General features: G+C 32.9%; 17 protein-coding genes and 5 pseudogenes. 16 read left to right on the plus strand and 6 right to left on the minus strand.

Features of this window, described 5'->3' with window-relative positions:
* Positions 1-654: 654 nt before the first annotated feature.
* From U860_RS0101465 to U860_RS36205, 3 genes and pseudogenes are all read left to right on the plus strand, one after another.
* Entirely contained in the window at positions 655-1,623 is a 969-nt protein-coding gene (locus U860_RS0101465; protein ID WP_025147132.1) for a DUF4003 domain-containing protein, read from the plus strand.
* A gap of 59 nt (positions 1,624-1,682) precedes the next feature.
* Positions 1,683-2,328: pseudogene (locus tag U860_RS0101470) on the plus strand (IS6 family transposase).
* A gap of 408 nt (positions 2,329-2,736) precedes the next feature.
* Positions 2,737-2,912, plus strand: a pseudogene (locus tag U860_RS36205) (ATPase); the annotation flags it as partial.
* A gap of 229 nt (positions 2,913-3,141) precedes the next feature.
* Here the strand turns inward: U860_RS36205 and U860_RS0101475 are convergent.
* A complete protein-coding gene (locus tag U860_RS0101475) occupies positions 3,142-4,143 on the minus strand; it encodes a helix-turn-helix domain-containing protein (RefSeq protein WP_025147134.1) in 1,002 nt (333 codons plus the stop codon).
* Between the two features lie 401 nt (positions 4,144-4,544).
* On the opposite strand from U860_RS0101475, the gene U860_RS0101480 reads away from it, so the two are divergent.
* The 3 genes from U860_RS0101480 (at position 4,545) to U860_RS0101490 (ending at position 8,276) form a co-directional block, all read left to right on the plus strand.
* A complete protein-coding gene (locus U860_RS0101480) occupies positions 4,545-5,717 on the plus strand; it encodes a site-specific integrase (RefSeq protein ID WP_025147135.1) in 1,173 nt (390 codons plus the stop codon).
* A 428-nt stretch (positions 5,718-6,145) separates the two neighbouring features.
* On the plus strand, positions 6,146-7,705 hold the full coding sequence (gene amyS, locus U860_RS0101485) for an alpha-amylase (protein ID WP_029952806.1): 1,560 nt from the start codon (positions 6,146-6,148) through the stop codon (positions 7,703-7,705).
* 271 nt (positions 7,706-7,976) lie between these two features.
* Positions 7,977-8,276, plus strand: a complete 300-nt coding sequence (locus U860_RS0101490) for a metalloregulator ArsR/SmtB family transcription factor (RefSeq protein ID WP_025147137.1) — start codon at positions 7,977-7,979, stop codon at positions 8,274-8,276.
* Positions 8,277-8,641: 365 nt separating this feature from the next.
* On the opposite strand, the pseudogene U860_RS31010 reads toward U860_RS0101490, so the two are convergent.
* Positions 8,642-9,311 (minus strand): annotated as a pseudogene (locus U860_RS31010) (IS6 family transposase).
* Positions 9,312-9,488: 177 nt separating this feature from the next.
* Here U860_RS31010 and U860_RS0101500 point away from each other — a divergent pair.
* Positions 9,489-10,520: a fatty acid desaturase gene (locus tag U860_RS0101500; protein ID WP_025147138.1), complete on the plus strand. Its 1,032-nt coding sequence runs from the start codon at positions 9,489-9,491 to the stop codon at positions 10,518-10,520.
* A 571-nt stretch (positions 10,521-11,091) separates the two neighbouring features.
* On the opposite strand, the gene U860_RS0101510 is transcribed toward U860_RS0101500, so the two are convergent.
* Together U860_RS0101510 and U860_RS35580 are read right to left on the minus strand one after the other, a co-directional pair.
* The gene (locus tag U860_RS0101510; protein ID WP_025147139.1) at positions 11,092-11,580 is read right to left on the minus strand and encodes a hypothetical protein; all 489 of its coding nucleotides are present in this window, start codon (positions 11,578-11,580) and stop codon (positions 11,092-11,094) included.
* Between the two features lie 53 nt (positions 11,581-11,633).
* Positions 11,634-12,062, minus strand: coding sequence for a hypothetical protein (locus tag U860_RS35580; RefSeq protein ID WP_025147140.1), 429 nt, complete (start codon positions 12,060-12,062; stop codon positions 11,634-11,636).
* Positions 12,063-12,552: 490 nt separating this feature from the next.
* Here U860_RS35580 and U860_RS0101520 point away from each other — a divergent pair, with 490 nt between their 5' ends.
* On the plus strand, positions 12,553-13,296 hold the full coding sequence (locus U860_RS0101520) for a YwqG family protein (RefSeq protein ID WP_025147141.1): 744 nt from the start codon (positions 12,553-12,555) through the stop codon (positions 13,294-13,296).
* Positions 13,297-13,843: 547 nt separating this feature from the next.
* Here the strand turns inward: U860_RS0101520 and U860_RS32575 are convergent.
* A pseudogene (locus U860_RS32575) lies at positions 13,844-14,517 on the minus strand (IS6 family transposase).
* Between the two features lie 1,075 nt (positions 14,518-15,592).
* Between U860_RS32575 and U860_RS0101545 the strand changes: the two are divergent.
* The 7 genes and pseudogenes from U860_RS0101545 (at position 15,593) to U860_RS0101575 (ending at position 23,168) form a co-directional block, all read left to right on the plus strand.
* A complete protein-coding gene (locus tag U860_RS0101545) occupies positions 15,593-16,912 on the plus strand; it encodes an HBL/NHE enterotoxin family protein (RefSeq protein WP_025147142.1) in 1,320 nt (439 codons plus the stop codon).
* A gap of 66 nt (positions 16,913-16,978) precedes the next feature.
* Positions 16,979-18,199, plus strand: a complete 1,221-nt coding sequence (locus U860_RS0101550; RefSeq protein ID WP_025147143.1) for an HBL/NHE enterotoxin family protein — start codon at positions 16,979-16,981, stop codon at positions 18,197-18,199.
* 37 nt (positions 18,200-18,236) lie between these two features.
* A complete protein-coding gene (gene hblB / locus U860_RS0101555) occupies positions 18,237-19,364 on the plus strand; it encodes a hemolytic enterotoxin HBL binding subunit HblB (RefSeq protein ID WP_025147144.1) in 1,128 nt (375 codons plus the stop codon).
* 414 nt (positions 19,365-19,778) lie between these two features.
* Positions 19,779-21,179 (plus strand): HBL/NHE enterotoxin family protein, encoded by a 1,401-nt coding sequence (locus tag U860_RS0101560; RefSeq protein WP_025147145.1) that lies wholly within the window; start codon positions 19,779-19,781, stop codon positions 21,177-21,179.
* A 275-nt stretch (positions 21,180-21,454) separates the two neighbouring features.
* Complete coding sequence (locus tag U860_RS0101565; RefSeq protein WP_025147146.1) at positions 21,455-21,847, plus strand: gamma-type small acid-soluble spore protein; 393 nt, start codon at positions 21,455-21,457, stop codon at positions 21,845-21,847.
* A pseudogene (locus U860_RS31020) lies at positions 21,847-22,687 on the plus strand (cation diffusion facilitator family transporter). Before U860_RS0101565 ends, U860_RS31020 begins: the two are co-directional and overlap by 1 nt.
* 142 nt (positions 22,688-22,829) lie before the next feature.
* Complete coding sequence (locus U860_RS0101575; protein WP_002175234.1) at positions 22,830-23,168, plus strand: YmaF family protein; 339 nt, start codon at positions 22,830-22,832, stop codon at positions 23,166-23,168.
* 317 nt (positions 23,169-23,485) lie between these two features.
* On the opposite strand, the gene U860_RS32580 is transcribed toward U860_RS0101575, so the two are convergent.
* Positions 23,486-23,590: a YjcZ family sporulation protein gene (locus tag U860_RS32580; protein WP_000505684.1), complete on the minus strand. Its 105-nt coding sequence runs from the start codon at positions 23,588-23,590 to the stop codon at positions 23,486-23,488.
* Positions 23,591-24,173: 583 nt separating this feature from the next.
* Between U860_RS32580 and U860_RS0101585 the strand changes: the two genes are divergently transcribed.
* The coding region (locus tag U860_RS0101585) for a thiol-activated cytolysin family protein (protein ID WP_029952811.1) at positions 24,174-24,826 on the plus strand (653 nt) is incomplete at its 3' end.

The raw sequence follows: 24,826 nt of genomic DNA on the forward strand, positions 1-24,826 counted from the left end.
CTGTTTTTTATTGTTCATTTTTAAATGTAAACTTTTCATTTTTAGTTAACTGTATATTCTATACATATGAGGTTAACATAACGTCTCATTATCGGTAGCAAGGAAAAGGGGGGAACCCTACTTTCACAAGGGAACCTTCTTTTTTTGTTTTATGGATCTATACATTTTTTATACATTCCTATCCTGGTGCGGTTTTAGGGTTCTTGTTTGTTACTGGATTATCCGAAAAATTGTATAAAATCTTACATGCTCTTAGTGTGGTTTTTTTCCGAAATGCTGGCGTTACCCCATCGCTATCAAGCTAAGATGAATTTGTATCCATTTAATCAAAAAAACACCATCCTTTCTGTATATTTCTACAAAAAAATAACGCTTTCTATGAATTATAGGTGTAAATTCATCTTAGGATGATAGTAATGGATTTGTCTCCCTTTTATTACAAAAAGAAAATATTTGAAATATAACCATAAATTTCTGCATTTAAAATTTATCACCTCAAACATGGAAATGGGATTTTACTTATAGATAATAGGGGTATTATGGAAAAAATACCAAGAGAAGTATAAGATTGAAAAATATATATTAAAAATATTGTTCCTAAATATGGAATAATAGTATGATAGAAGAGAAGCATAAGAAAAATGGGGGGCCACTATGATTACATTGCAGCAGAAGTTGGAGCAATATACACACATATATACACAGTTGAAGGGAGAACTAAGGTGGAAAACTAGTGATTCTCGGACTGGGATGATGATTGCCGCTATGTATGCAGGCAGCGATAAGCCATTTGAACTTAGGCGGTTTTTAGAAATTAGTGATTATATTAAAGATCAGGTAGGGATGTTTTCCTATTTAAAGTCCTATCACCGCTTTGTGGTTGCAGCAACATTAGATATTAACTTTACATATTACAAAGAAGCGTTTCAACAGTTTCTAGACTTATATGAACGATTGGTCGCTGGTGGCTTTAGCCGGAGTATATTCACTTATTTGGCAGCAGCAGCGCTTTTACCAGAAGACAATGGACAGCATGACACACGTATTCAGCGGTCGCTGCAAGTATATAAACGCATGAAAGAGGATCACTTCTTTCTTACAAGTACAGATGATTACCCGCTCGCTGTTTTACTAGCAGGACAATCAGAGAAAGTAGAGATGCTTATGGATCGAGTGGAACGTCTCTACCAGAAGCTAGCGGCAGCTGGTATGTACAAAGGGAATAATCTTCAATTTTTAAGTCATATTCTTTCTCTAAAGAAGGATGTCAGTGAAGATATTTTAGTAGCACGATACACAAACATATGGAATCTGCTAAAGCAAGAAAAGGTAAAAGTGAAACAGATGCATTATCCGGCTATCGGACTACTAGCGTTGCTTGAGGATGGAGAGAAAGAAGTTCATTCTATTCGAGCATTCATTGAAAAATTGCAGGGGGACAAATTATTCCGCTGGCATACGGATGCAAATATTCTTATTGCTATCCAACTGTTTGTAAGTCAGAAAGGTACGGAAAGTCACGCTGCCAACACAGGTTTACAAGCAATGATAGAGGTTCTCATACAGGCACAGCAGGCGGCTATGATAGCAGCAATTACCGCTTCTGCTAGCAGTAGTTCATAACGTGCAATGTGCTACATGAACGCTATATGTAGGATTTCTCAAAAAGGGTTACATACATCATGATTAACTGGATTATAGTCTACTCGTTTTCGTGATTTAGTCGAAATGATGGAAGAACGTGGGCTATCCCTTACTCATACAATTATCATGCGATGGGGTCATCAATATGGTCCCGAATTAGATAAGCGCGTACGATGTCATCTTAAATCAACCAATGATTGTTGGCGAGTCGATGAGACGTATGTGAAAGTCAAAGGTCGATGGATGTACCTAGATCGTGCTGTTGATTCAAAAGGAAATACAATTGATTTTCATTTAAGCAAAACAAGGGATCATAGGGCTGCAAAGCGTTTTTTCAAGAAAGCTTTGCAGTCTTTTCATGTTTCAAAGCTTCGTGTGATTACAGTAGACAAAAATCCGGCCTATCCTATAGCGATTGAAGAGTTGAAGAAAAAGAAAAAGATGCCTGTAGGCATCCAAATAAGGCAGATAAAATACCTTAATAACATTGTAGAGCAAGATCATCGTTTTATTAAAAAGAGAGTTCGTTCAATGTTGGGATTGAAATCTTTTCGTACAGCTAAATCTATTCTTTCAGGAATAGAAGCGATGCATATCATTAAAAAAGGCCAACTTATTTTACAGGACAAGTCTGTACAAAATGAAATGAAGTTTATTCATCAACTATTCGGAATGGCTGCATAAGAATAGATTCCATTAGGAATCTATATGCCTCTTTCAAATAGGTGCAATCTTTGCACCAGAATCCTAAAAATAGTGCACAAGATATTTTAATGAAATTGTGAATTAATGGAGGTAAATGTAAAACACTAGAATGGTTTACTATAAATAAATTATGGTAAATCATTTGTTTTATATAGTCTATTATAGACAGTTTAATCTTATTCACCTTTCATTTTAATATATAGTAAGAGAATGAAAGGTGTACCGTTTCAAACAAATGGATATTTTTAACTAATGGGGTGTTTTTTCATATCTATAAACAGCCTGACTAGAAAACCAACAATAAAACTTAGCGGAAACCCAACAGACATTAAATCTGGGTAATATTTTAAACAAAGATTATTTGCAGTTTGAACTAAAGCATTCTTGTATTTAACTCAAATGTTGGAGGATATTACTATAAACCAAAATTCTATTTTACAAAAAGCAATGGATAAGTGGAAACGGATGAGTCAAGATTTTTCTTTTCGACAAGCCTACGAACTGAGAAAAAAGCATTAATGGATGACGCAGATAGGTTTGCTCATGCTCGAAATAAAGTGGGATAACAAGGGAAGATTCAAATGATTAAAGGAATACCTATTAAAAGCCAGTAAAATATTTTTAAATGGATTCGGACCGTCAGCTCTACCCAAACTGTAATGTTTTTAGGATGAAGTGTTGAAAATTATTTATGTAATAATGAATTAATAAAAGAGAATCAAGACTAAATTAAGCAATTTAAAAAAGCGTAGAAAGGTTTAATTTCTACACTTTTTCTAATTGATAACATATTTATTGCTGTTCTAAATTTGTTATATAAGATTTTACAGCTTGCAACAAAAAGTCTTCCTGCCCCATACCAGCATCATTAGCCATTTTAACTACTTTTTGTTTAAATTCATAATCTGCATGAAAAGTTAATGGCTCTACATTACTTTTAAAGTAAATCCCTTCTACATGTGGAAGGATCGAACCGGATTTCATATGAGAATGTAAGTATTTAATCTCTTCTTGAAATTGCAACGGATCCACCTGTAAAACGAATGGTTTAATTTCTAGTTTGATGGTATCAGGCATAGTAGTTAATCGCATATTTGTAACACCGAGTTCTTTATAAAATAAGTTTATTAAATTGTAAGAGATGGAATGAAATAATTGAGGCTTTTTAAATGTAAAAGATAAATAACCTCGTTTCGTTATGACTGCTTGCTTTTTAAAAGGTTTAAATGAATAACCAAGTTCTTTATATTTTGATAAAGGAAAGATCTCTTCATCCTCTGTAATAATCTTTCCATCAGTACCATTTATCTCCATTATACGAGCTGATTTTTCAGTGTGTTGGTGTGTTATTAATTGATATAGATAAATATCGGTGTCATGAATCTTGGTAATAAACGTCTTTCGTTCTTTTGTTGTTGTTTTTTCATAATTAAGCTGAAAAATTTCTAGCTCTTCTTCATCAATGACATATACTTGTTTACCACGCTTTTCTACCATTGTGGCTGGTAACTTTCCAGACTTAATGTATGTAAAGATAGTGGAAGGTGCTACGTTTAGAATTTCTGCTGCTTCTTTTGTACTTAATCCTTTTACTTCCTCTTTATTCATTAACCGTTCAATATCTTCTAAATAGAATATTTTGCTCCCGAATTGCTTCCAATTATCTTTATATACACATTCTATTAATCCTTCTTTTTCTTTCTTTAAAATGGTTTGAACGGTAACTCCCATTAAATCCGCTGCTTCTTTTGTTGTTACTGTAGGTTTTGTAATAAACAGTAAATCTTGTGTCATGAAAGTATACCTCCTTATTTATTTTCTGTAATTTATAAACTATGTATATATCATATCAGATTCCTAATTATATATAAAATAAGATTTCTATTTTTAAAAATATAAAATTATTATTGTATATTAAAGTCATTCTATAAGTTATTTATATGTGACACAAATTTTATATTTGTTTAATACTTAAATGTTCTATAATATTTAATGAAAATATAATATGTATACATCTATTTTATAAAAAATTATTAAAAATTATAAGTATAAATAAATAGAGAAGAATGGTACCTTATTACAGAAATAATGTGATTTTTAATTTGTATAATTGATGTAAGTGCTATGTAAATCATAGTATACTTAATAAATATATTAAGATTAAAAATCTATACAAGAAGAGGTGTAGTAGAAGTATGGATGATAAAAATCAAAAAGAATTATTACCTATTACAAATAATCAACAGGAATTTATAGATACATATTTAGAAGATATAAGTGGTATAGGTTCATTTCTGCATAATAATCGTTATATGAATGATGTGGAACAAAAGATGGAGGCAGCAGAAAAAGAAGATAAGGGGAAATATGATTTTTTAAACGATCTTGAAGTGATTTATCATTTTGTACATTTGCAAAAAGATATGGATGAGAAAAAAAATAGAAAGAAGGATACAAAAAAGGGTTATGTGTCTGAAATCTTATCATTTTGCCAATGTATGGTGCAGCATGCAGAAGAGTTTGAAGTAAATGGGGAAGAGGTACAGCAAAATGCTTCCTTATTAAAAACATTGCGGCCTTGGCACATTCGTAAATTTAATTTCTGGTTGAAAAATGTACAAAATGGTCGGAGTGGTAATACCTATGCAGTCGCAACACTCGCGAAGAAAACAGTATTAATTCGTTCTTTTTTTAAACACCTTCATGCATTTGGCTATATCGAAAAACCGCTTCATGAAGAACTGCAGCGAGCAAATGTAAATGAACAAGATCGGCCAAATCGTGATTTATCCTATGAGGAAGTTATGAAAATATTAGGATTTTATAAAGAGAGAGGACATTTAGTAAACTATACAATAATACTTGCATTGGCTAGTACTGGTGCACGTATTCAGGAGTTGTGTACTGCAAGTGTAAAAGATTTACACTATGACGGGAAGTATTGGTTAAAAGTTAGAGGAAAAGGGGACAAGGTACGTGAACTTTTCGTTTCAGAACATTTATATCAATGTATTTGTGAAATGAGGAGAAGAAGAGGTTTCCAAACGGTATTGGAAAAAGGGGATGAGAGTCCGTTATTTATAAATCAAAGAGGAAATGCTTATAACTCTAAAACACTATCTAATCAGGTAACAGATATGATAAAAAAGACAAACTTAGAGTTCTTACAATACCGTGAAAATCCAGTAACCGCACATACATTTCGACATGCCTTTGCAATTATGGCAGTAGAGCAAGGAAATGCAGATTTATATCATTTAATGCAAACACTTGGCCATGAAAATATTCAAACAACAAAGATCTATTTAGAAAAGCATATGAAGCGTAAAAATAACGTAGGATCCACTTTCGCTGATATGTTGATATAGAATTTATGACGTTAATACCAACAAATAATTATGTGTTTTTTACATAATTATTTGTTGGTATTTTTGGTATATCATACGTATAATCTCAGGATGATGTGAAAGTTGTGTGAGCAGAAACTGAATGGAAAAACTTACAAAAACAATGGGGAGTCAAGTAGACGTGTTAGATCCAATCTCTATTAATTAAAAATAATGAAGATATGTTTAACAAAGAAAAATCAATATGATTTTAGGAAGTTATCCTGTTTTTTTATTTTAGGTATTAATTTTCGAAAACATTTTTAGGTATTTTAGATAAATATAATTTCTTTAAGGAAAGTGGACTGAATCAATTCAAAAAGAATAGTGCGAAAAATTAAAAGTATACTAGATTACTAAAATTAGAACGGATATAATAGTTTCAACGGATAATGAAACCGTTTTCGTAAATGTTGAAGGGTGTGAACTTATTGAAAAGAGTAATAGCAGTATGTTTGTTATTTGCTTTATTTTCCCCTAATATATATGGAGAAAATAAAGCAAATGCAGCTACAGTGAACAATGGAACTTTAATGCAGTATTTCGAGTGGTACGTGCCAAATGATGGGGAACATTGGAATCGTTTGCGTACTGATGCTGAAAATTTAGCTCATAAAGGAATTACATCTGTATGGATACCACCCGCATATAAAGGAACTTCACAAAATGATGTAGGGTATGGAGTGTATGATGTATATGATTTGGGAGAATTCAATCAAAAAGGAACGGTACGGACAAAATATGGGACAAAAGCACAATTGAAATCTGCAATTGAGGCTTTACATAATCAAAATATCGATGTATACGGTGATGTTGTTATGAACCATAAAGGTGGGGCAGATTATACTGAGGTTGTAACAGCCGTTGAGGTAGACCGTAATAATCGAAATATTGAAACATCGGGTGATTATCAAATAAATGCGTGGACGGGATTTGATTTTCCAGGACGCGGGGATTCATATTCTAATTTTAAATGGAGATGGTATCATTTTGATGGAACGGATTGGGATGAAGGAAGGAAATTAAATAGAATTTATAAATTTAGGGGCATAGGTAAAGCTTGGGACTGGGAAGTGTCTAGTGAGAATGGTAACTATGATTATTTAATGTATGCAGATCTTGATTTCGATCATCCTGATGTTGCAAATGAAATGAAAAATTGGGGAACCTGGTATGCGGACGAATTAAATGTAGATGGCTTTCGTTTAGACGCAGTTAAACATATTGACCATGAATATCTCCGCGATTGGGTAAATCATGTTAGAAAGCAAACGGGGAAGGAAATGTTTACAGTAGCTGAATATTGGCAAAATGATATTCGTGCTTTAAACAATTATTTAGGGAAAGTAAATTATAATCAATCTGTGTTCGATGCGCCCCTTCATTATAATTTTCATTATGCTTCAACAGGAAATGGAAATTATGATATGAGGAACATTTTAAAGGGTACGGTAGTAGAAAGTCATCCTACACTAGCTGTTACTCTCGTTGAGAATCATGATTCTCAGCCTGGCCAGTCATTAGAATCTGTTGTGAGTCCTTGGTTTAAGCCGTTGGCCTATGCATTTATTTTAACACGTGCAGAGGGATATCCTTCTGTTTTTTATGGAGATTACTATGGTACAAATGGAAATAGTAGTCATGAAATTCCAACGTTAAAGGATAAAATTGATCCAATTCTGATGGCACGAAAAAACTTTGCATATGGTACGCAACATGATTATTTAGACCATCCAGATGTGATTGGCTGGACAAGAGAAGGGGACAGTATACATGCTAATTCTGGTTTAGCAACATTAATCTCTGATGGATCAGGAGGATCAAAATGGATGAATGTTGGAAGGAACAACGCAGGGGAAATATGGTACGATATTACGGGCAATCAAATAAATACCGTAACGATTAATAAAGATGGATGGGGGCAGTTCCATGTAAATGGGGGATCTGTTTCAATATATGTTCAGAAGTAAATTAGATATGGAGACAAAGAAGCAAACTTGAAAATAAGTCAGCTTCTTTGTTTTATTCTGTTCATTTAGAGGTATATTTTATCATATATAGTTCTTAAATCAAAAATATAATTACATTCTGGTAAATGCTTCTGAAAACTTCATATTAAACACATATCAATTCCATGAATAGCACATATTCAAATTATATAATTAATATCTAAACATAAGAATATTATGTAATTTAAAGATTAAACTACAGTAAAACAAATAGTAAAAGGAGAGAATTACTATGACGATATTTGTAGATCATGAAATGGAGTACATGAATTTAGAGGAAGATGCTGAACTTTTAAAATTAATGGCACATCCTATGCGTTTAAAACTAATTAGTGAACTTTATAAACATAAAACATTAAACGTAACACAAATAACCCAAATCTTAAAACTCCCACAATCAACTGTATCCCAGCACTTATCTAAAATGAGAGGGAAAGTTTTAAAAGGAGATCGACAAGGTCTAGAAATTTACTACAGCATTAAAAATCCAAAAGCTGAAAAAATTATTGAGTTATTAGGCCCTATCCAATAGACTCTATATAACTGCATCCTGTTTTCTAAAGTAAAATACAAATTATATATTCAATACGATACAAGGACTTATGTTTTCATTTAATGTACGGAAGTGAAAAATTAGTAAAAGTCCTTATAAAAAAGACGCCCTTTATAGCGTCTTTTTTATCTTTTAAGATTCTCTAATTGAGCTCGTTAGGTAGTTAGAGATTGAGAACCTAATTTAAAAGATAAATGTTGAGCAGTTCTCTTTTGTTATACATAAATATTAAAGTAATAATTATGTAATTTTTCATAGATATATCTTAATCTTCTAATGAAATTTTGGGTTCTGTTGCAAAGTTTCTCAAGAGATAACCAGAGGCATGAATATATGAGGAAATATTATGAGACTACTAGTAATTGCTGTAATTCATGATATACCGAAAAGGCGGAGTCTGTTTGAAGACTTCGCCTTTTCGGTATAGGGCATGAACGGTTTCGATTCCTTTTATTGTACGTGAAGCATAACGAATACTTTGAAATCCTGCGGATTTGGTAAAACAACGCTTCACCTGTCGATGATCTTGTTCTATAAGATTGTTCAGGTATTTAATTGTACAATGAGTAGTGTGATTACAGAAGCCTTTTTCCCGTAATTTCTTAAACGCACAAAGTAATGCGGGCGCCTTATCTGTAGTGAGAACCGTTGGTTCTCCAAACATTTTTACTAGTCTTTTCATAAAAGCATAAGCGGCCTGATGATCTCGCTTTTTACGAAGTTGAATATCCAATGTGTGCCCTTCTATATCAATCGCACGATATAAATAACAACATTTCCCTTTGACTTTTATATAGGTTTCATCTAGTCTCCAAGACAAGTGGGTGTTTTTCGCTTTCTTCTTCCAAATTTGATAAATCAAGCTCCCATATTTATGAACCCAACACATAATGGTTGTGGGATGAACCGAAACACCACGTTCTTTCAGAATTTCAGAGACATCACGATAGCTTAAAGCAAAATGGCTCCCAAAATAATATCTCGTTTGAACTGTTTCCCTTTAAAATATCGCATTTGTGTTTCTCCTTACTCTTTTTTCTAGAGTGTAGTCTCATTTAGAAAACTTTGCAACAGAACCTTTTGATTGTATATGATATTTTTATACCCTACGCATAATACCTACTACTAACAATATCGATTCTATTCTGTTATAATATGAATTAGCAACATAAAGGAAAGGAATTAGAAAAAATGACCTTACAAAATACTAAAAACCTGAAAAAACAAGTTGCTCCTTTTGAAAAATCAACGACAAAAAAAAGTGTTTGGCAAATCATCAACACAATAGTGCCATTTATTATATTATGGTACCTTGCCTATAAAAGCCTGTCCGTTTCTTATTGGTTAACATTAGTTCCATCTGTGATAGCCGCAGGGTTTTTGACACGGATTTTCATTATTTTTCATGATTGTACCCATCATTCTTTTTTTAAAAGTCGCCGTGCAAATAGAATAGTTGGGACATTTATGGGTGTTTTAACTTTATTCCCGTTTGATCAATGGGGGCATGAGCATTCCATTCATCACGCTACAAGTGGTAATTTGGATAAGCGAGGTACAGGAGATATTTGGACCCTTACAGTGAATGAATATTTGGCAGCGCCACTTAGACACCGTTTAGCATATCGTTTTTATCGTAACCCATTGGTTATGTTTGGATTAGGTCCGATTTATGTTTTCCTGCTTAAAAATAGATTTAACCGAAAAGGTGCCAGAAAGAAGGAACGCATGAACACCTATTTGACGAATGTTTTAATCGTTGCTTTAGTAGGGTTACTCTGCTGGGCACTCGGATGGCAATCGTTTCTTTTAGTACAAGGTTCCATATTCTTAATATCAGGTTCAGTAGGTATTTGGCTGTTTTACGTACAGCACACATTCGAGGATTCTTATTTTGAAGAAGATAAAGAGTGGGAATATGTGAAAGCAGCAGTGGAAGGAAGTTCTTTTTATAAACTTCCAAAACTCTTGCAATTTCTTACTGGTAATATTGGATTTCATCATGTTCACCATTTAAGTCCAAGAGTACCTAACTATAAACTAGAAGAGGCACACAATAATACGCTTCCTTTAAAAAATGTACCAACGATTACTCTTGCTACAAGCCTGCGGTCAATCCGTTTCCGTCTATGGGATGAGCAAAGCAACAATTTTGTTAGCTTTAAAGACGTCAAATATTTAGCGGAAAACAATGTTTCTATTCAAGTGAAATCCGAACTATAACTTCATCATTTATGGCTGACTCCCCTTAATAATCCTTGATTTAAGGGGAGTCTTTGTTTAAGTAGTAGATGCCCGATAAGGAGAAAACTTAAATGATTCAAATCGTAATTGCGGAGGATTAGGAAATGCAGTTAGGGACAATTGGTTCCCTACTGAATTCAAATGAAAATGATGAAGAAAATATAATAGAATCTGCTGTAAATGTACTGTCTAAATGTTTATCTCTTGAGAAACTTCACAACAAAAACCTTTTTTATGTATCACCTTTTTTGCACCAGAACCGGATACATCGGAACACCTTATGAATTATATTGAACCGAAGGGGCTTACGTTGATAATCGACTTTTTAATAGGTAAAAGCGTGTTTATACGCTTGGGTCTGAAGAAGAAACCAAAATTTTGTTGAATACATGTAAACAATGTGAGAACCATTGATAATCCAATAGTTCTCACATTGAGATTAAGATAAGTCCGAATTTTATACGCTAAGACAATTTCTAAAGTGAAATCTCATCTTTACTACTGGGGTGTTTCTTTTTGTTAGCTTGATGAGCATCGGTCTGTATCCCTTTTAACACAAAACAATGATTTTATATGGTGTAGTTTGAGCTGGTATACTCATTGTTGTAAGAGCATAAATAGCTATTAAATTTCGATTCACAAGATTCCCTGTAAAAAATTGACCGTTTGTTAATAAAATTTGAGTAGAAGGAGAAATATTTAATTTTAATTTTCCATCACCACTCTCCAACTGTTCATTAAAATAGTCTACTTTTACATTTTGATGCGGTGTATACTTAGCCATAACAATTGCTTGAAATTGTGGTGGAAAAATGAGAGGAACAGGAGCGTTAGCATCGTAAAATCCACTTATTTTATCTCCTATTACTACTGCTGCGTAGTCAATAAAATAAGTATTTGGTTTCACTACAAAATTTATTAGAGTTCCATAACCATTATTTACAGATATTAACTTATTACATCCCGTTTCTTCATTTGATCCTGTTACAAAATCGTTAATCATAGTTATTGTACCCTCAAATGATTGAAAGTTTTTCATTCTAATACCTCTTTTGTTTATATAATTAAACCTTTATCGCTACTCTACAATTTTTAAAAACATGTAAATGAACTAATCCTTCTTGTATCAATTCCAAAAATCATCCAAAACCTACCGTTCCATCTAAAACCAGTAACAGATCTTGGTCCTACAAAAATCGGATAATACCAAAACTGTTCACCATTTGTAAGCCATATATAGGTGTTTCGAAATAAACAGAATGAAATTGCTCCTGGATCAACAGCAAATGGTGAAGCTGTTGATTGTTGAGGAATAAATGATGGGGGAGGAGATGTTGGGGCTTGTGAACTTTGTTCACCCGGAAAACCTGGTCCACCCGGAAAACCTGGTCCACCCGGAAAACCTGGTCCACCCGGAAAACCTGATGTTCCTGGTAAACCAGGAATTTGAGGACCAGGGAATTGACGATCGAAGTATTGATCATAATTTATATAAGGATAATATATTGACTCATTATACATTTAAAAGTCACCTCTTTATTTTATAACTTCCTAAAGTATTAATATGTAATATTGCCTATACATGAAGCTTATCCGCTTCATGTATAGACAATATTTTTATAAGGCAGATATATTTGTTTTTGGATGTGAGCGTAGTGGCTGGGGTGAAGTGAAGCTAGTGGTAAGAGGAAGGAGAATTCTTTCGGATAATTCATTAAAATAGAGATAGATGTACGAAGAAGAAGTAATACAGTCTAATATTAGTTTCGGTGAACCGTATCATAAGTAATAAAATATAATAAGTTTAGTAATAAAGGTTTCTCAAAGATGTTAAAATTGAAAGAGCTAGAATAAATGATAATCAACCTTTTAAGTATAAGGTAAATAGTAATTTACAGAAGCATGCTAAAAAATATATATTTACAATAAATAATAGGGACTCTTAAAAGGAATTATGATAAAGAGTAAAAAGGAAAGAGTTTGGGGCATTTATCATAAGGGGGGAGATAAATTGATTAAATATGAAACTTCTGAGATTTTAAAAGAGCATGAAAATATAATAAAAAGAACTTTTAGATATAGTAATGAGATAAGTTTTAAATGTGAAGAAACAAAACCATGGGAGAGCAAATTAGGTGGATGTCCATATTTAAAAAACATTGAAGAATATCCAGTAGATGAAGATGGAAAACCTATGTTATTTTTAGCACAGATAAATCTAACAGACATTGAGAAACTAGATGATTTACCAAAAAAGGGGTTATTGCAGTTTTTTGTTGTAAATGATGATATGTTTGGTTTGGAAAGTCCTATTTTAGTAAAATATATAGAAGATTATGAAGAAAATGAAGAACATTTAATAAAGAAAAATCCTTATGAAAATGATGAAGAATATAAGGGAAACCTCCCTTTTTCACATAATGGAAAAATGTATTTTGAAAAAAGGGAAATGCCTATATCTTCTTCATTAGATTTATTTGAACAAATTTTTAAGAATAAGCTTTCAGAAGAAGAATATGAGAAACTGAGTGATGATTGTTATAGTTGTGATAGCAGAGTTGGTGGTTATCCATATTTTGTTCAGAATGATTATTTGGGTTTTGGTGATGATGATTTCCTTTTATTGCAGCTGGATATAGATGATGAATGTGGTATTATGTTTGGAGATTCTGGGAACTGTGTTTTCTCTATTCCAAAGGATGCTTTGAAGAATAAGGATTTTTCAAAAGCAGTGTATGATTGGCAATGTTGCTAGTGTGGAAGGTGGAGTTTATGACACTTTTAGAGTGTCATAAAGAGAAAATTGAAGAAGGAAAAAGAGTAGAAAGAAATAGGAAAAAATTTATTAGATATTTTAGATAATGAACAATAGAAGTAAAACAGGATTCAGCATAAAAGAAATTAAAGAATTAAGAAATCAAAATTGTTAGGATAGGCTTTTAAAGTCTATCTTATTTTTATAAAAAATATAATCAAAGCTTGAAGTGGGTAAACAAGTAAAAGGAAATAAGAAAAGCTTAGAAGATATAAAAAATGAGTATGGATATAATAATTTTGATGAGTCAGCTCAGATTATAGCGAATAATAAGTATAATAGGAAATTTTACGAGAGAACACTTACTGGGGGAGTGTTCTTTTTCGTTTGCATCTTTTGATAAGGGACAAGCATACTATCTCTAATTTTGAGATGGTATTTAAAATCTTAGTTTAATGGCAATGTTGCGGTACTTCTAGATAGGCTTATAGGTTCTGTTGCAAAATTTGAAAAAATCATAAACCACTTGATGAATGAATAGCAATATTTAGGCAGTGGCTAGTAATTGTTGTAATTCATTGTACGCAGAAAAAACGGAGTTGGGTTGAAGACTTCGTCTATGTTTATATATAACCTGGATTGTTGCGATTCCTTTTATTGTGCGAGATGCATAGCGAAGGGTTTGAAACCCGGATGATTTCACAAATCGACGTTTCACATGTCGATGGTCTTGTTCAATAAGATTATTACGATGAGTGATCTGTATAAGTATAAAAGCCGTCTTTCTTTAATTTTTTGAACGCACAAAGTAGTGCAGGAGCCTGGTCTGTTGTGAGAACCACCGGTTCTCCGAAATGTTTCACCAGTCTTTTCATGGAAGCATACGCAGCCTGATGATTACGTGTTTTTCGAAGTTGAAAGTCTAGTCTATGACCATCTTTATCAATCGCACGATATAGATAACACCATTCTCCCTTGATTTTGATATATGTTTCATCCAAGTGCCATGATGATTGAGAAAATTTGTTTTTTTTTCCAGATTTAATAAATAAAATTACTATATTCATGAACCCATCGCATGACAGTTGTAGGGTGTATGGAAATCCCACGTTCTTTCAGAATCTCAGATACATCCCGATAGCTTAAAGAAAAACGACAGTAGTAGCCGACGGCTACCAAAATAATATCTTTCTTGAACTGTTTCCCTTTAAAATATTGCATGTATGATTCTCCACGTTCCTTTTTCTAGAGTGTAGCCCCAGTTAGAAAACTTTGCAACAGAGCCCATACGATACTGGTTATAATCATTAATGTATTCAGCTTTGTACCAATTTTACTTTTATTTAGAGCGGACATTAATCCGTCCCTTATTAAATCTTTATATTACGTTATATATCTTATGACTAAAAACAACAAATAACGACATGTTTTTTAGGGATGTTGTTATTTATTGCTTATTTGTCTTTTATTTGTTGTTTGTTTGTCTTTAGTTTGTTGTTTATTTGTTGTTTTTTGTTATGGAGAAGTATGTAATTATGCATATCTAAATAAAGGGGATCGATATGCAGAGTGTGATTAAATTATATTAAACAAATATCAAGTTATATTAGTTATTTTGTACATATTTAAAATAACCCATTTTTAACTAAGTATATCAAGTTGTAACTGCTATAATTACTCGAATTATATTAAAAAATCGTTTTATAAGTATAACATTCTCGCTCGTATTAATACTTAATAGTTAAATTATTGAATGTAATCGACAAAATTCTACTATTTACGTATTAAAAATTTAATGTTTTAATAAAGGTGCAATTGGTATGACCACTCAAGGGGGGAGAAGATTGCACTAATAAATGTGCAGTAAAGTTGCAAGTAACAGTATGTCGGAGTTAGTTACCTTAATATTCAGTTGTTTTTAAAGGGTCTAGAATCTCAAAAGTATCACATTTTAAAAAAAGTGTTTTCAGTTTCTACATAGCAAAAGTGATTTTATTCCGCAATAAAAGTATAAGCAATGTACAGTATAATTTCATCTTTTGTGATCTTGTAGGGCCTTGTCGACAAAACTAGGTGAGATATTATGAAATTTTATTGTTTACTTGAAAAAAACCTAATATTCAAATGATAGGGAATTAATATCCTTACATTCTATGAGAAGTAAATAATAACGAAGTTTAACACTCTATCCGAGAGATTTCTCCTTCCTCGAGCATGTGAAAAAAGAGCCTAGCGTTAGGTCGTTCAAGATGTATGTATAAGATTGTAAATAGACAATAGTAAAGGGGTGTACGGAATGAAAAATAAAATAATTACAGGATTTTTTATAACATCAATTGTAACTGGGGCGACTATTCCTATCAATACTCTCGCAACACCAATCGTTCATGCAGAAACTCAACAGGAAAGCATGGATATATCCTCATCATTACGAAAATTAGGTGCACAATCTAAATTAATCCAAACATATATTGATCAAGGTTTAATGAGCCCTAATGTACAGCTAGCAGAAGTCCCAGCTTTAAATACAAATCAATCCCTAATCAAGCAAGATATGAAGGAATGGTCATCAGAACTTTATCCAAATTTAATTCTAGTAAATTCAAAAAGTAAAGGGTTTGTAACTAAATTTAATAGCTATTATCCAACATTAAAAGGGTTTGTAGACAATAAAGAAGATAAAGAAGGCTTTGTGGATAGACTTGAAGTTCTTCAAGATATGACTATGACGAACCAAGAAAACGTACAAAGACAGATTAATGAATTAACAGATCTTAAATTACAGCTGGATAAAAAACTTCAAGATCTCGATATGGATGTAACAAAAGCACAGGCTGTACTAAGTTCAGATGGAACAGGGAAAATAGATCAGCTAAAAAATGAATTACAAAATACCCAAAAATCAATTCAAAATGATTTACAACAAATAGCATTATTACCAGGAGCTTTAAATGAACAAGGGTTTGTTATTTTCAAAGAAGTCTATAACCTTTCAAAAGATATCATTGAACCTGCTGCTCAAACAGCAGTAGCAGCGTATAACAAAGGAAAAGAAATTAACAACTCTATTTTAGAAGCAGAGAAAAAGGCAGAGCAAGAAGCGAAAGAAAAGGGTAAATCTGCTCTAGAGATTGAAGCTGCTAAAAAAGAAGCCCGTGAAGCAATTGAGAAAAGCAAACAAGCTGAAATAGCTGCAGCTGCAGTTGCAAAAACAAAAGAGTATGACCTTACGAAAGTTATTGACCCTGAAAAAATTAAGAAAACATATAGTGCTTTCGCTGAAGTAAATAAACTAACAGCAGAACAGCGAACACATTTAGCAGATTTAGAGACACAAAATCAAAAATTTTATGATTTAACTAAGAACCTAAAAATAGCAGATTTACAAAAATCAATGCTTCTTATTATGCAAAATGATTTACATACATTTGCAAATCAAGTAGATGTAGAACTTGACCTACTAAAGCACTATAAGGAAGATTTGGGTCTAATAAAAAATAGCCTTACAAAATTATCTACTAATGTTGATACAACTAACCAACAGTCTCAAAAAGATACATTAAGACAATTAAAAAATGTAATAAGTTACCTTGAAGAACAAGTCTATAAATTTTAATATTATGTTTTTGAAAATCTAAAAAGATTATAAGAATCTAGCGAAAGAATGAGAAGGAGAATAGTTATGAAAAAATTTCCATTTAAAGTGTTGACTTTAGCTACTCTGGCAACGGTTATAACTGCTACTACCGGTAACACTATTCATGCATTTGCACAAGAAACGACTGGTCAAGAACAAAAAGTAGGGAATTATGCATTAGGGCCTGAAGGACTGAAGAAAGCATTGGCTGAAACAGGATCTCATATTCTTGTAATGGATTTATACGCAAAAACAATGATTAAACAACCAAATGTAAATCTGTCCAATATTGATTTAGGTTCAGAAGGAGGAGAATTAATCAAAAACATTCACCTTAATCAGGAACTGTCGCGAATCAATGCGAATTATTGGCTAGATACAGCGAAACCAAAGATTCAAAAAACAGCACGTAATATTGTAAATTACGATGAACAATTTCAAAATTATTACGACACATTAGTAGATACTGCACAAAAGAAAGATAAGGCAGGCTTAAAAGAGGGTATAAATGATTTAATCACTACAATTAATACAAATTCAAAAGAGGTTACAGAAGTAATTAAGATGTTACAGGACTTCAAAACAAAACTATATACAAATTCTACAGATTTTAAAAATAATGTAGGCGGCCCAGATGGAAAAGGTGGATTAACGGCACTATTAGCGGGGCAACAAGCGCTAATTCCACAACTTCAAGCTGAAATTGAGAAGCTGCATTCTACTCAGAAAGAACATTTTGACAATGTATTAGCATGGTCAATTGGCGGTGGATTAGGAGCAGCCATTTTAGTTATTGGAGCTATTGCAGGAGCTGTAGTAATTGTTGTGACTGGCGGTACAGCAACACCTGCTGTTGTTGGTGGCCTTACAGCTCTTGGTGCAGCTGGAATTGGTTTAGGAACAGCAGCTGGTGTCACGGCATCTAAGCATATGGACTCCTATAACGAAATTTCTAACAAAATTGGACAATTAAGTACAAAAGCTGATCTTGCTAGCCAAGCTGTTATTTCGCTTACTAACGCGAAAGACACTTTAGCATATCTGTATCAGACAGTGGATCAAGCGATACTGTCTCTAACGAATATTCAACAACAATGGAATAAAATGGGGGCTAATTATACAGATTTGTATGATAATATCGACCAAATGCAAGAGCATAAACTCTCGTTGATACCTGATGATTTAAAGGCTGCTAAACAAAGTTGGAATGATATTCATAAAGATGCAGAATTCATTTCGAAAGATATTGCTTTTAAACAAGATTAGAAATTAAAAATCATAACCTATATTGGAGGAATATAAACTGATGAAAAATATCCCGTACAAACTAATCGTTGCATCGGCTCTTTTAACTATGACAGCAACTTCTGTAGTCTCACCAGTAGCAACTTATGCAAGTGAAATTGAACAAACTAATAATGGAGATACAGCACTTTCAGCAAATGAAGCGAGGATGAAAGAAACCTTGCAAAAGGCCGGATTATTTGCAAAATCTATGAATGCCTATTCTTATATGTTAATTAAAAATCCAGATGTGAACTTTGAAGGAATTACTATTAATGGATATGTGGACTTACCTGGTAGAATTGTACAAGATCAAAGGAATGCAAGGGCACATGCTGTTACATGGGATACGAAGGTGAAAAAACAGCTTTTAGATACATTGACGGGTATCATTGAATACGATACGACATTTGACAATTATTATGACACAATGGTAGATGCGATTAATACAGGAGATGGAGATACTTTAAAAGAAGGGATTACAGATTTACGAGGGGAAATTCAACAAAATCAAAAGTATGCACAACAATTAATAGAAGAATTAACTAAATTAAGAGATTCTATTGGACAAGATGTTAGAGCATTTGGAAGTAATAAAGATCTCTTGCAGTCGATTTTAAAAAACCAAGGTGTAGATGTTGAGGCTGATCAAAAACGTCTAGATGAAGTTTTAGGATCAGTAAACTATTATAAACAATTAGAATCTGATGGGTTTAATGTAATGAAGGGTGCCATTTTGGGTCTACCAATAATCGGCGGTATCATAGTGGGTGTAGCAAGAGATAATTTAGGTAAGTTAGAGCCTTTATTAGCACAATTACGTCAGACCGTAGATTATAAAGTAACATTAAATCGTGTAGTTGGAGTTGCTTACAATAATATTAGTGAAATGCATAAGGCGCTTGATGATGCTATTACTGCACTTACTTATATGTCTACCCAATGGCATGATTTAGATTCTCAATATTCAGGAGTACTGGGACATATTGAGACTGCATCACAAAAAGCAGATCAAAATAAATATAAATTCTTAAAACCTAACTTGAATGCAGCTAAAGACAGTTGGAAAACATTACGAACAGATGCGGTCACATTAAAAGAAGGGATAAAAGAATTAAAAGTGGAATCTGTTACGCCACAAAAATAGGGAAATATTAATTCTGTTGCATAGTGGCCCAAAACATAGAGAGTCTATGATTACACTATTAAACAGTAAGGCAACAATTAATAAATCCTTATATACCAGAAAGGCGGAGTCTCATTAAAGACTTCGCCTTTCACTTATATATAATTTTCATTCAAATAAAAAGATAACCGTGCAGTTTTACTTGTTTTTTAAAACTTTGCAACAGAACCGATTAATATGGGACAGATTATAAAGATTTGCTTGATAATATCGAATCTATGCAACAACATAGATTCTTTTTAATACTTGATGATTTAAAGGCTGCTAAAGAAAGTAAGGATGATACTTATAAAAGATGTATAACCCATTTCGAAAGACATCGTTTTTAAAGAAGAATAGAACTTGAAATCAAATCCTATATTGGAGGAATATGAAATGATGAAAAAAATTCCGTATAAAATACTCGCTGTATCAGTGTTTTTAACTATGACAACTACTTATGCAGTCACACCAGTAGCAGCCTTTGCAAGTGAAATTGAACAAACTAACAATGGAGATATGTCTCTTTCAGCAAATGAAGAACAGATGAAAAAAACTGTGCAAGATGCTGGGTTATTTGTAAAATCTATGAATGAATATTCTTATTTGCTAATTAATAATCCAGATGTGAGTTTTGAAGGAATTACTATTAATGGGTATGCAGATTTACCTAGTAAAATTGTACAAGATCAAAAGAATGCAAGAGAACATGCAGTTTCATGGAATACGAAAGTAAAAAAACAGCTTTTAGATACATTGACAGGTATTATTGAATACGATACAAAATTTGAAAATCATTATGAAACATTAGTAGAGGCAATCAATACTGGGAATGGAGATACTTTAAAAAAAGGGATTACGGATTTACGGGGGGAAATTCAACAAAATCAAAAGTCTGCAAAAGTATTAATAGAAGAATTAACTAAATTTAAAAATGCTATTGGAGAAGATGTTAGAGTATTTGGAAGTCATAAAGAGACCTTGCAGTCTATTTTAAAAAGCCAAGGAGCTGCGGTTGAGGATGATCAAAAGCGTCTAGAGGACCTTTTAGGGCAAGTAAACTATCAGAAAGATATAGAATCTAAGGGATTGGACATGGTGAAAATCCCCTTTCTTCCCACATTGATTGCTGGTGGGATAATGATAGGTGATGCAAGAGGTAAGTTAGGCTGGTTAGAGCCGGAATTAGCAAAATTACGTCAGAATGTAGATTATAAAATAACATTAAATCGTGTAGTAGGAGTTGCGTTTCATAATATTAGTGATATGCATAGTGCGATTGATAATGCTATTACTGCCCTTACTTATATGTCCACGCAATGGGATGATTTAGACTCTCGATATGCGGGCGTACTGGGACATATTGATAAAGCGGATCAAAAAGTTGATCAAAATAGATATAAATTCTTAATCCCCAACTTGAATGCGGCGAAAGACAGTTGGAAAACATTACGAACAGATGTTGTCACATTACAAGAAGGGATAAAAATTGCAGAGAAAAAAGAACAGGATTTTATGAATCAGCTTCGTCCATCAAGCGTTTTCTACTTTTATAAAAAAATTCATAACGCATACACATTTGAAATAAAGACTGGAACAAATGCACCAAATGCGTCTTATAAAGTTATGAATTTAACTAAAAACACTGTTCATAATATGTGGAGTGGGGGACCAAATACAGACATGTGGGCTGACTGGCTTTCATTTAATCCAAAAGATGAATTTGCGGTGGTAGCAGTAGTGGATGGGAAAGAGTATGTTGTATATAAAGACAAAGTAGAAAATATAATGAACTGAACCCGAAAAGTTAGACAGAAAAATTACGCAGCAATTGGAGATGGTACACTAAACTGGACACTAAGTTAAGTGAAAAAGATGATTCAGAGAGTTCTCTTTCCATTCATTTCTCACAAGCATGGTTAGTTCAGTCATATCTCGTCCTATGTACATACTTTCATCTCCATAATATGTAGTTTGAATAAATGTTCAAATAATATACGGAAGTTTAAAAATAAAATTAAGGATAGCTATTAAATGGATTGGTTATATTATTGGTTGTGGAGGTGAGAAAGATGAACAAAAAACAACAAGGTTACAATAAGGCAACTTCTGGCGCTAGCATCCAAAGCACAAATGCTAGCTATGGTACAGAATTCGCAACTGAAACAAATGTACAAGCAGTAAAACAAGCAAATGCACAAGCAGAGGCAAAGAAAGCACAAGCTTCAAGTGCACAAAGTGCAAATGCTAGTTATGGTACAGAATTTGCAACTGAAACAAATGTACAAGCAGTAAAACAAGCGAATGCACAAGCAGAGGCAAAGAAAGCACAAGCTTCAGGTGCACAAAGTGCAAATGCTAGTTATGGTACAGAATTTGCAACTGAAACGGATGTGCATGCAGTGAAAAAACAAAATGCACAAGCAGCTGCAAAAAAATCACAATCATCTAACTCTAATCAATAATGAAGGAAAAACACTTCTCTATCTTAAGAGAAGTGTTTTCTCAGGCTGTGGAGAAAGTCTTCTCCACAGCCTATTTTTGTGTTTGGACCTCTTTTTATGTGTCAACACTAATAACAAAGAGGAAAGGGAAAGATTTTTTATTTGGGTATGATGAGGACCATCCGTATGGTCATGGAAAGGCCGAAGTCATTTCTTCAGGAATTGTAGCTATTATTTTAACTTTAGTATCTTTATTTATTGCCTATGAATCAATAAAAGCATTATTTTCCCCAGCGACTGAGCCTTATATGATTGCTTTTATAGCGGCTGTTGTTTCTTTAGTTTGGAAATAAATCTTATATGTATATACAATACGAATTGGCCGAAAAGCAAATAGTAAAAGGTCTTATTGCAACTGCTTATGACCATCTTGCTGACGTTTATGATTCTATTGCCGCTGGAATTGGAATTGCTTTGCTAAACGATAGATATCCAATTCCATATGCAGCTTATGATGATCCATTAGCCTGAATCATTGTTTCCTTCTTTGTTTTAAAACTTGCAATTAGTAGGGGGAAAGAAGCTGTATATATATTAATGGAAGGTGGTCTACCTACTGAAAAATGTAGTGAATATAAGAAGACAGTTCAGGCACATCCATTGGTGAAAAGGATTGATAGAATGCGTGCCCGTGAACATGGCCACTATATTTTGATTGATGTTAGGGTTAGTGTCCCAGCTTATTTAAGTATCCAACAAGGACATGATATTTGTAGAGAGGTAAAAACGACTATTATGGAGCATGATCCAGAAGTAGATGAAGTGCTCATTCACTTAAATCCGTGGTATCAAGAAAAATAAGCTTGTTGAAGTTTAGAGTTATAAAAGTAGGTAATTAGAAAGTACTTTTGTTAGTTTCGATAAATATATAGTAGTAATTATTTTGAAATTGAAAACATATTAGTTATAGAACTTATTTTTGTGTATAAGGAGCATGAGTAGAATGAACAGAGTAGGAAAAGATGATTTTGTTTCTGGATTTGTACCGAAGCATAACCATGGATCAGTGGATTATACATCTGTTGTAGGTGGGCATGTGCATCAATGTTTAGACGTTACATCTCCACCAATTCAAGCACCAAATGGGGAACATATACATTATACAGAAGGGTATGTTCTTTTTGAGGATGGGCATACGCACCATTATAAGGCATATTCTGGACCAGCAATTCCAGTTGGAAATGGGATGCATGTTCATTATTATGATTTTTATACGACAGAAGATAATGGACATAAACATCGCGTTAAGGGAGTAGATCAACCTGCACCAGGTGACAAATAAGGATGATAAAAAAAAATCCTCTGTTGAAAACAGAGAGCTTTTGTTTCAATTCATTTGAAAACCTTGAATAAAAGAATATAAGGTTCTGATGCAAAAAATCTCTTAAACTTGGACATACTGATAGTACTACTCTAGAAAAGATGCGTGACCAGTATGGAAAGACTACTGTTCAATACAGCCTCTTTAATAGGCATTCCTTCTTTTCGATTTCGTTCGATTTTGTCGATTAATACAATTCCGTTCGTTACTCTCTTCCAAACTTATAATTTTCATAAAGAAAAGACACTCATATATGAGTGTCTTTTCCGATAGTTTTTTTAGCAGAAGCAAGCAGCTCCAACGATGATTAATAAAATAAACAATACAACTAATAAAGCAAATCCACCAGCAAAGCCGCCGCCACAACTACCACCAAAGCCCATAATAGTTCCTCCTTTAGATAAGAGGACAAAACACGTGGTCACTCTTGTATTTTAACGGATTCAATTTACTTTATGTTTTTACGCATGAATTGAGCAGGTCCTTTTGAAAATAAAGAAAAAACACTCTCCTTTGAGTGTCTTCTCTCCACTTGAACCATCTTGCTTTTTGTCGCGTCCATATATCTTTTTACTTGCAATTATTTTGAAGTTTTCGCACTAGAACCCAAAACACTTACTTATGTTTTCCTGGAAGACCAATATCTGCGAATAAAAATATGTTTAATGCGACTCTTATTAAATGCAAAGGGAACCTGCTACATTTTTATATGTAATATTGCATATGAAAATGTATTGATAATAATGTAAGCGCTTACTGTAATGAAGGCATAAAGATAAATCATATCTTAACAGCAACAAAAAGGAGGAAATAATATAGAAATCGCAATGGCAGTTTTGAAATTTTTAGGTGGAGTAATTCCATTAGTTCAAGAACTTTTAAAAGCATTTATGTAAGTTTATTATTTAGCAATCATTTATAAATCATTATCATATCTTAAGATAAAAAAGAACGGGGTGTTTTTTTCTGAAAATTAAGAAAAATAATAAAAAAATAAAATTCCTAGCATGTTTATTAGTTAGTTTATGCACTATTAATTATTCCTCTATTTCTTTCGCGGAAACACAAACAGGTAATGCAACTGATGCAACCAAAAATGCTAGTGGCATTAATACTGGTATAGCAAATTTAAAGTATGATAGTAGAGATATTTTAGCAGTAAATGGTGATAAAGTAGAGAGTTTTGTTCCGAAAGAAAGTATAAACTCAAATGGTAAATTTGTAGTGGTTGAACGTGAGAAAAAATCACTTACAACTTCACCAGTGGATATCTCAATTATTGATTCTGTGGCTAATCGTACTTATCCAGGAGCGGTACAACTTGCAAATAAAGCTTTTGCAGATAATCAACCAAGTTTATTAGTGGCTAAGAGAAAACCCTTAAATATTAGTATAGACTTACCTGGCATGAGAAAAGAAAATACAAAAACTGTCCAAAACCCAACATATGGTAATGTGTCTGGAGCAGTAGATGATTTAGTATCTACTTGGAATGAAAAGTATTCAACAACACATACGTTACCTGCAAGAATGCAGTACACAGAATCTATGGTTTATAGTAAATCTCAAATAGCAAGTGCTCTAAATGTTAACGCTAAATATCTTGATAATTCACTGAA

The organism is Bacillus sp. H1a (genome assembly GCF_000633475.1).
GTDB lineage: Bacteria > Bacillota > Bacilli > Bacillales > Bacillaceae_G > Bacillus_A > Bacillus_A paramycoides.

Coding starts and splice junctions, on each gene's coding strand:
- U860_RS0101560 (WP_025147145.1), top strand. CDS start 19,779: ATGATGAAAAAAATTCCGTATAAAATACTCGCTGTATCAGTGTTTTTA.
- U860_RS0101575 (WP_002175234.1), top strand. CDS start 22,830: ATGAACAGAGTAGGAAAAGATGATTTTGTTTCTGGATTTGTACCGAAG.
- U860_RS0101500 (WP_025147138.1), top strand. CDS start 9,489: ATGACCTTACAAAATACTAAAAACCTGAAAAAACAAGTTGCTCCTTTT.
- U860_RS0101545 (WP_025147142.1), top strand. CDS start 15,593: ATGAAAAATAAAATAATTACAGGATTTTTTATAACATCAATTGTAACT.
- U860_RS0101475 (WP_025147134.1), bottom strand. CDS start 4,143: ATGACACAAGATTTACTGTTTATTACAAAACCTACAGTAACAACAAAA.
- U860_RS0101480 (WP_025147135.1), top strand. CDS start 4,545: ATGGATGATAAAAATCAAAAAGAATTATTACCTATTACAAATAATCAA.
- U860_RS0101465 (WP_025147132.1), top strand. CDS start 655: ATGATTACATTGCAGCAGAAGTTGGAGCAATATACACACATATATACA.
- U860_RS32580 (WP_000505684.1), bottom strand. CDS start 23,590: ATGGGCTTTGGTGGTAGTTGTGGCGGCGGCTTTGCTGGTGGATTTGCT.
- U860_RS35580 (WP_025147140.1), bottom strand. CDS start 12,062: ATGTATAATGAGTCAATATATTATCCTTATATAAATTATGATCAATAC.
- amyS (WP_029952806.1), top strand. CDS start 6,146: ATGTTGAAGGGTGTGAACTTATTGAAAAGAGTAATAGCAGTATGTTTG.
- U860_RS0101550 (WP_025147143.1), top strand. CDS start 16,979: ATGAAAAAATTTCCATTTAAAGTGTTGACTTTAGCTACTCTGGCAACG.
- U860_RS0101565 (WP_025147146.1), top strand. CDS start 21,455: ATGAACAAAAAACAACAAGGTTACAATAAGGCAACTTCTGGCGCTAGC.
- U860_RS0101510 (WP_025147139.1), bottom strand. CDS start 11,580: ATGAAAAACTTTCAATCATTTGAGGGTACAATAACTATGATTAACGAT.
- U860_RS0101490 (WP_025147137.1), top strand. CDS start 7,977: ATGACGATATTTGTAGATCATGAAATGGAGTACATGAATTTAGAGGAA.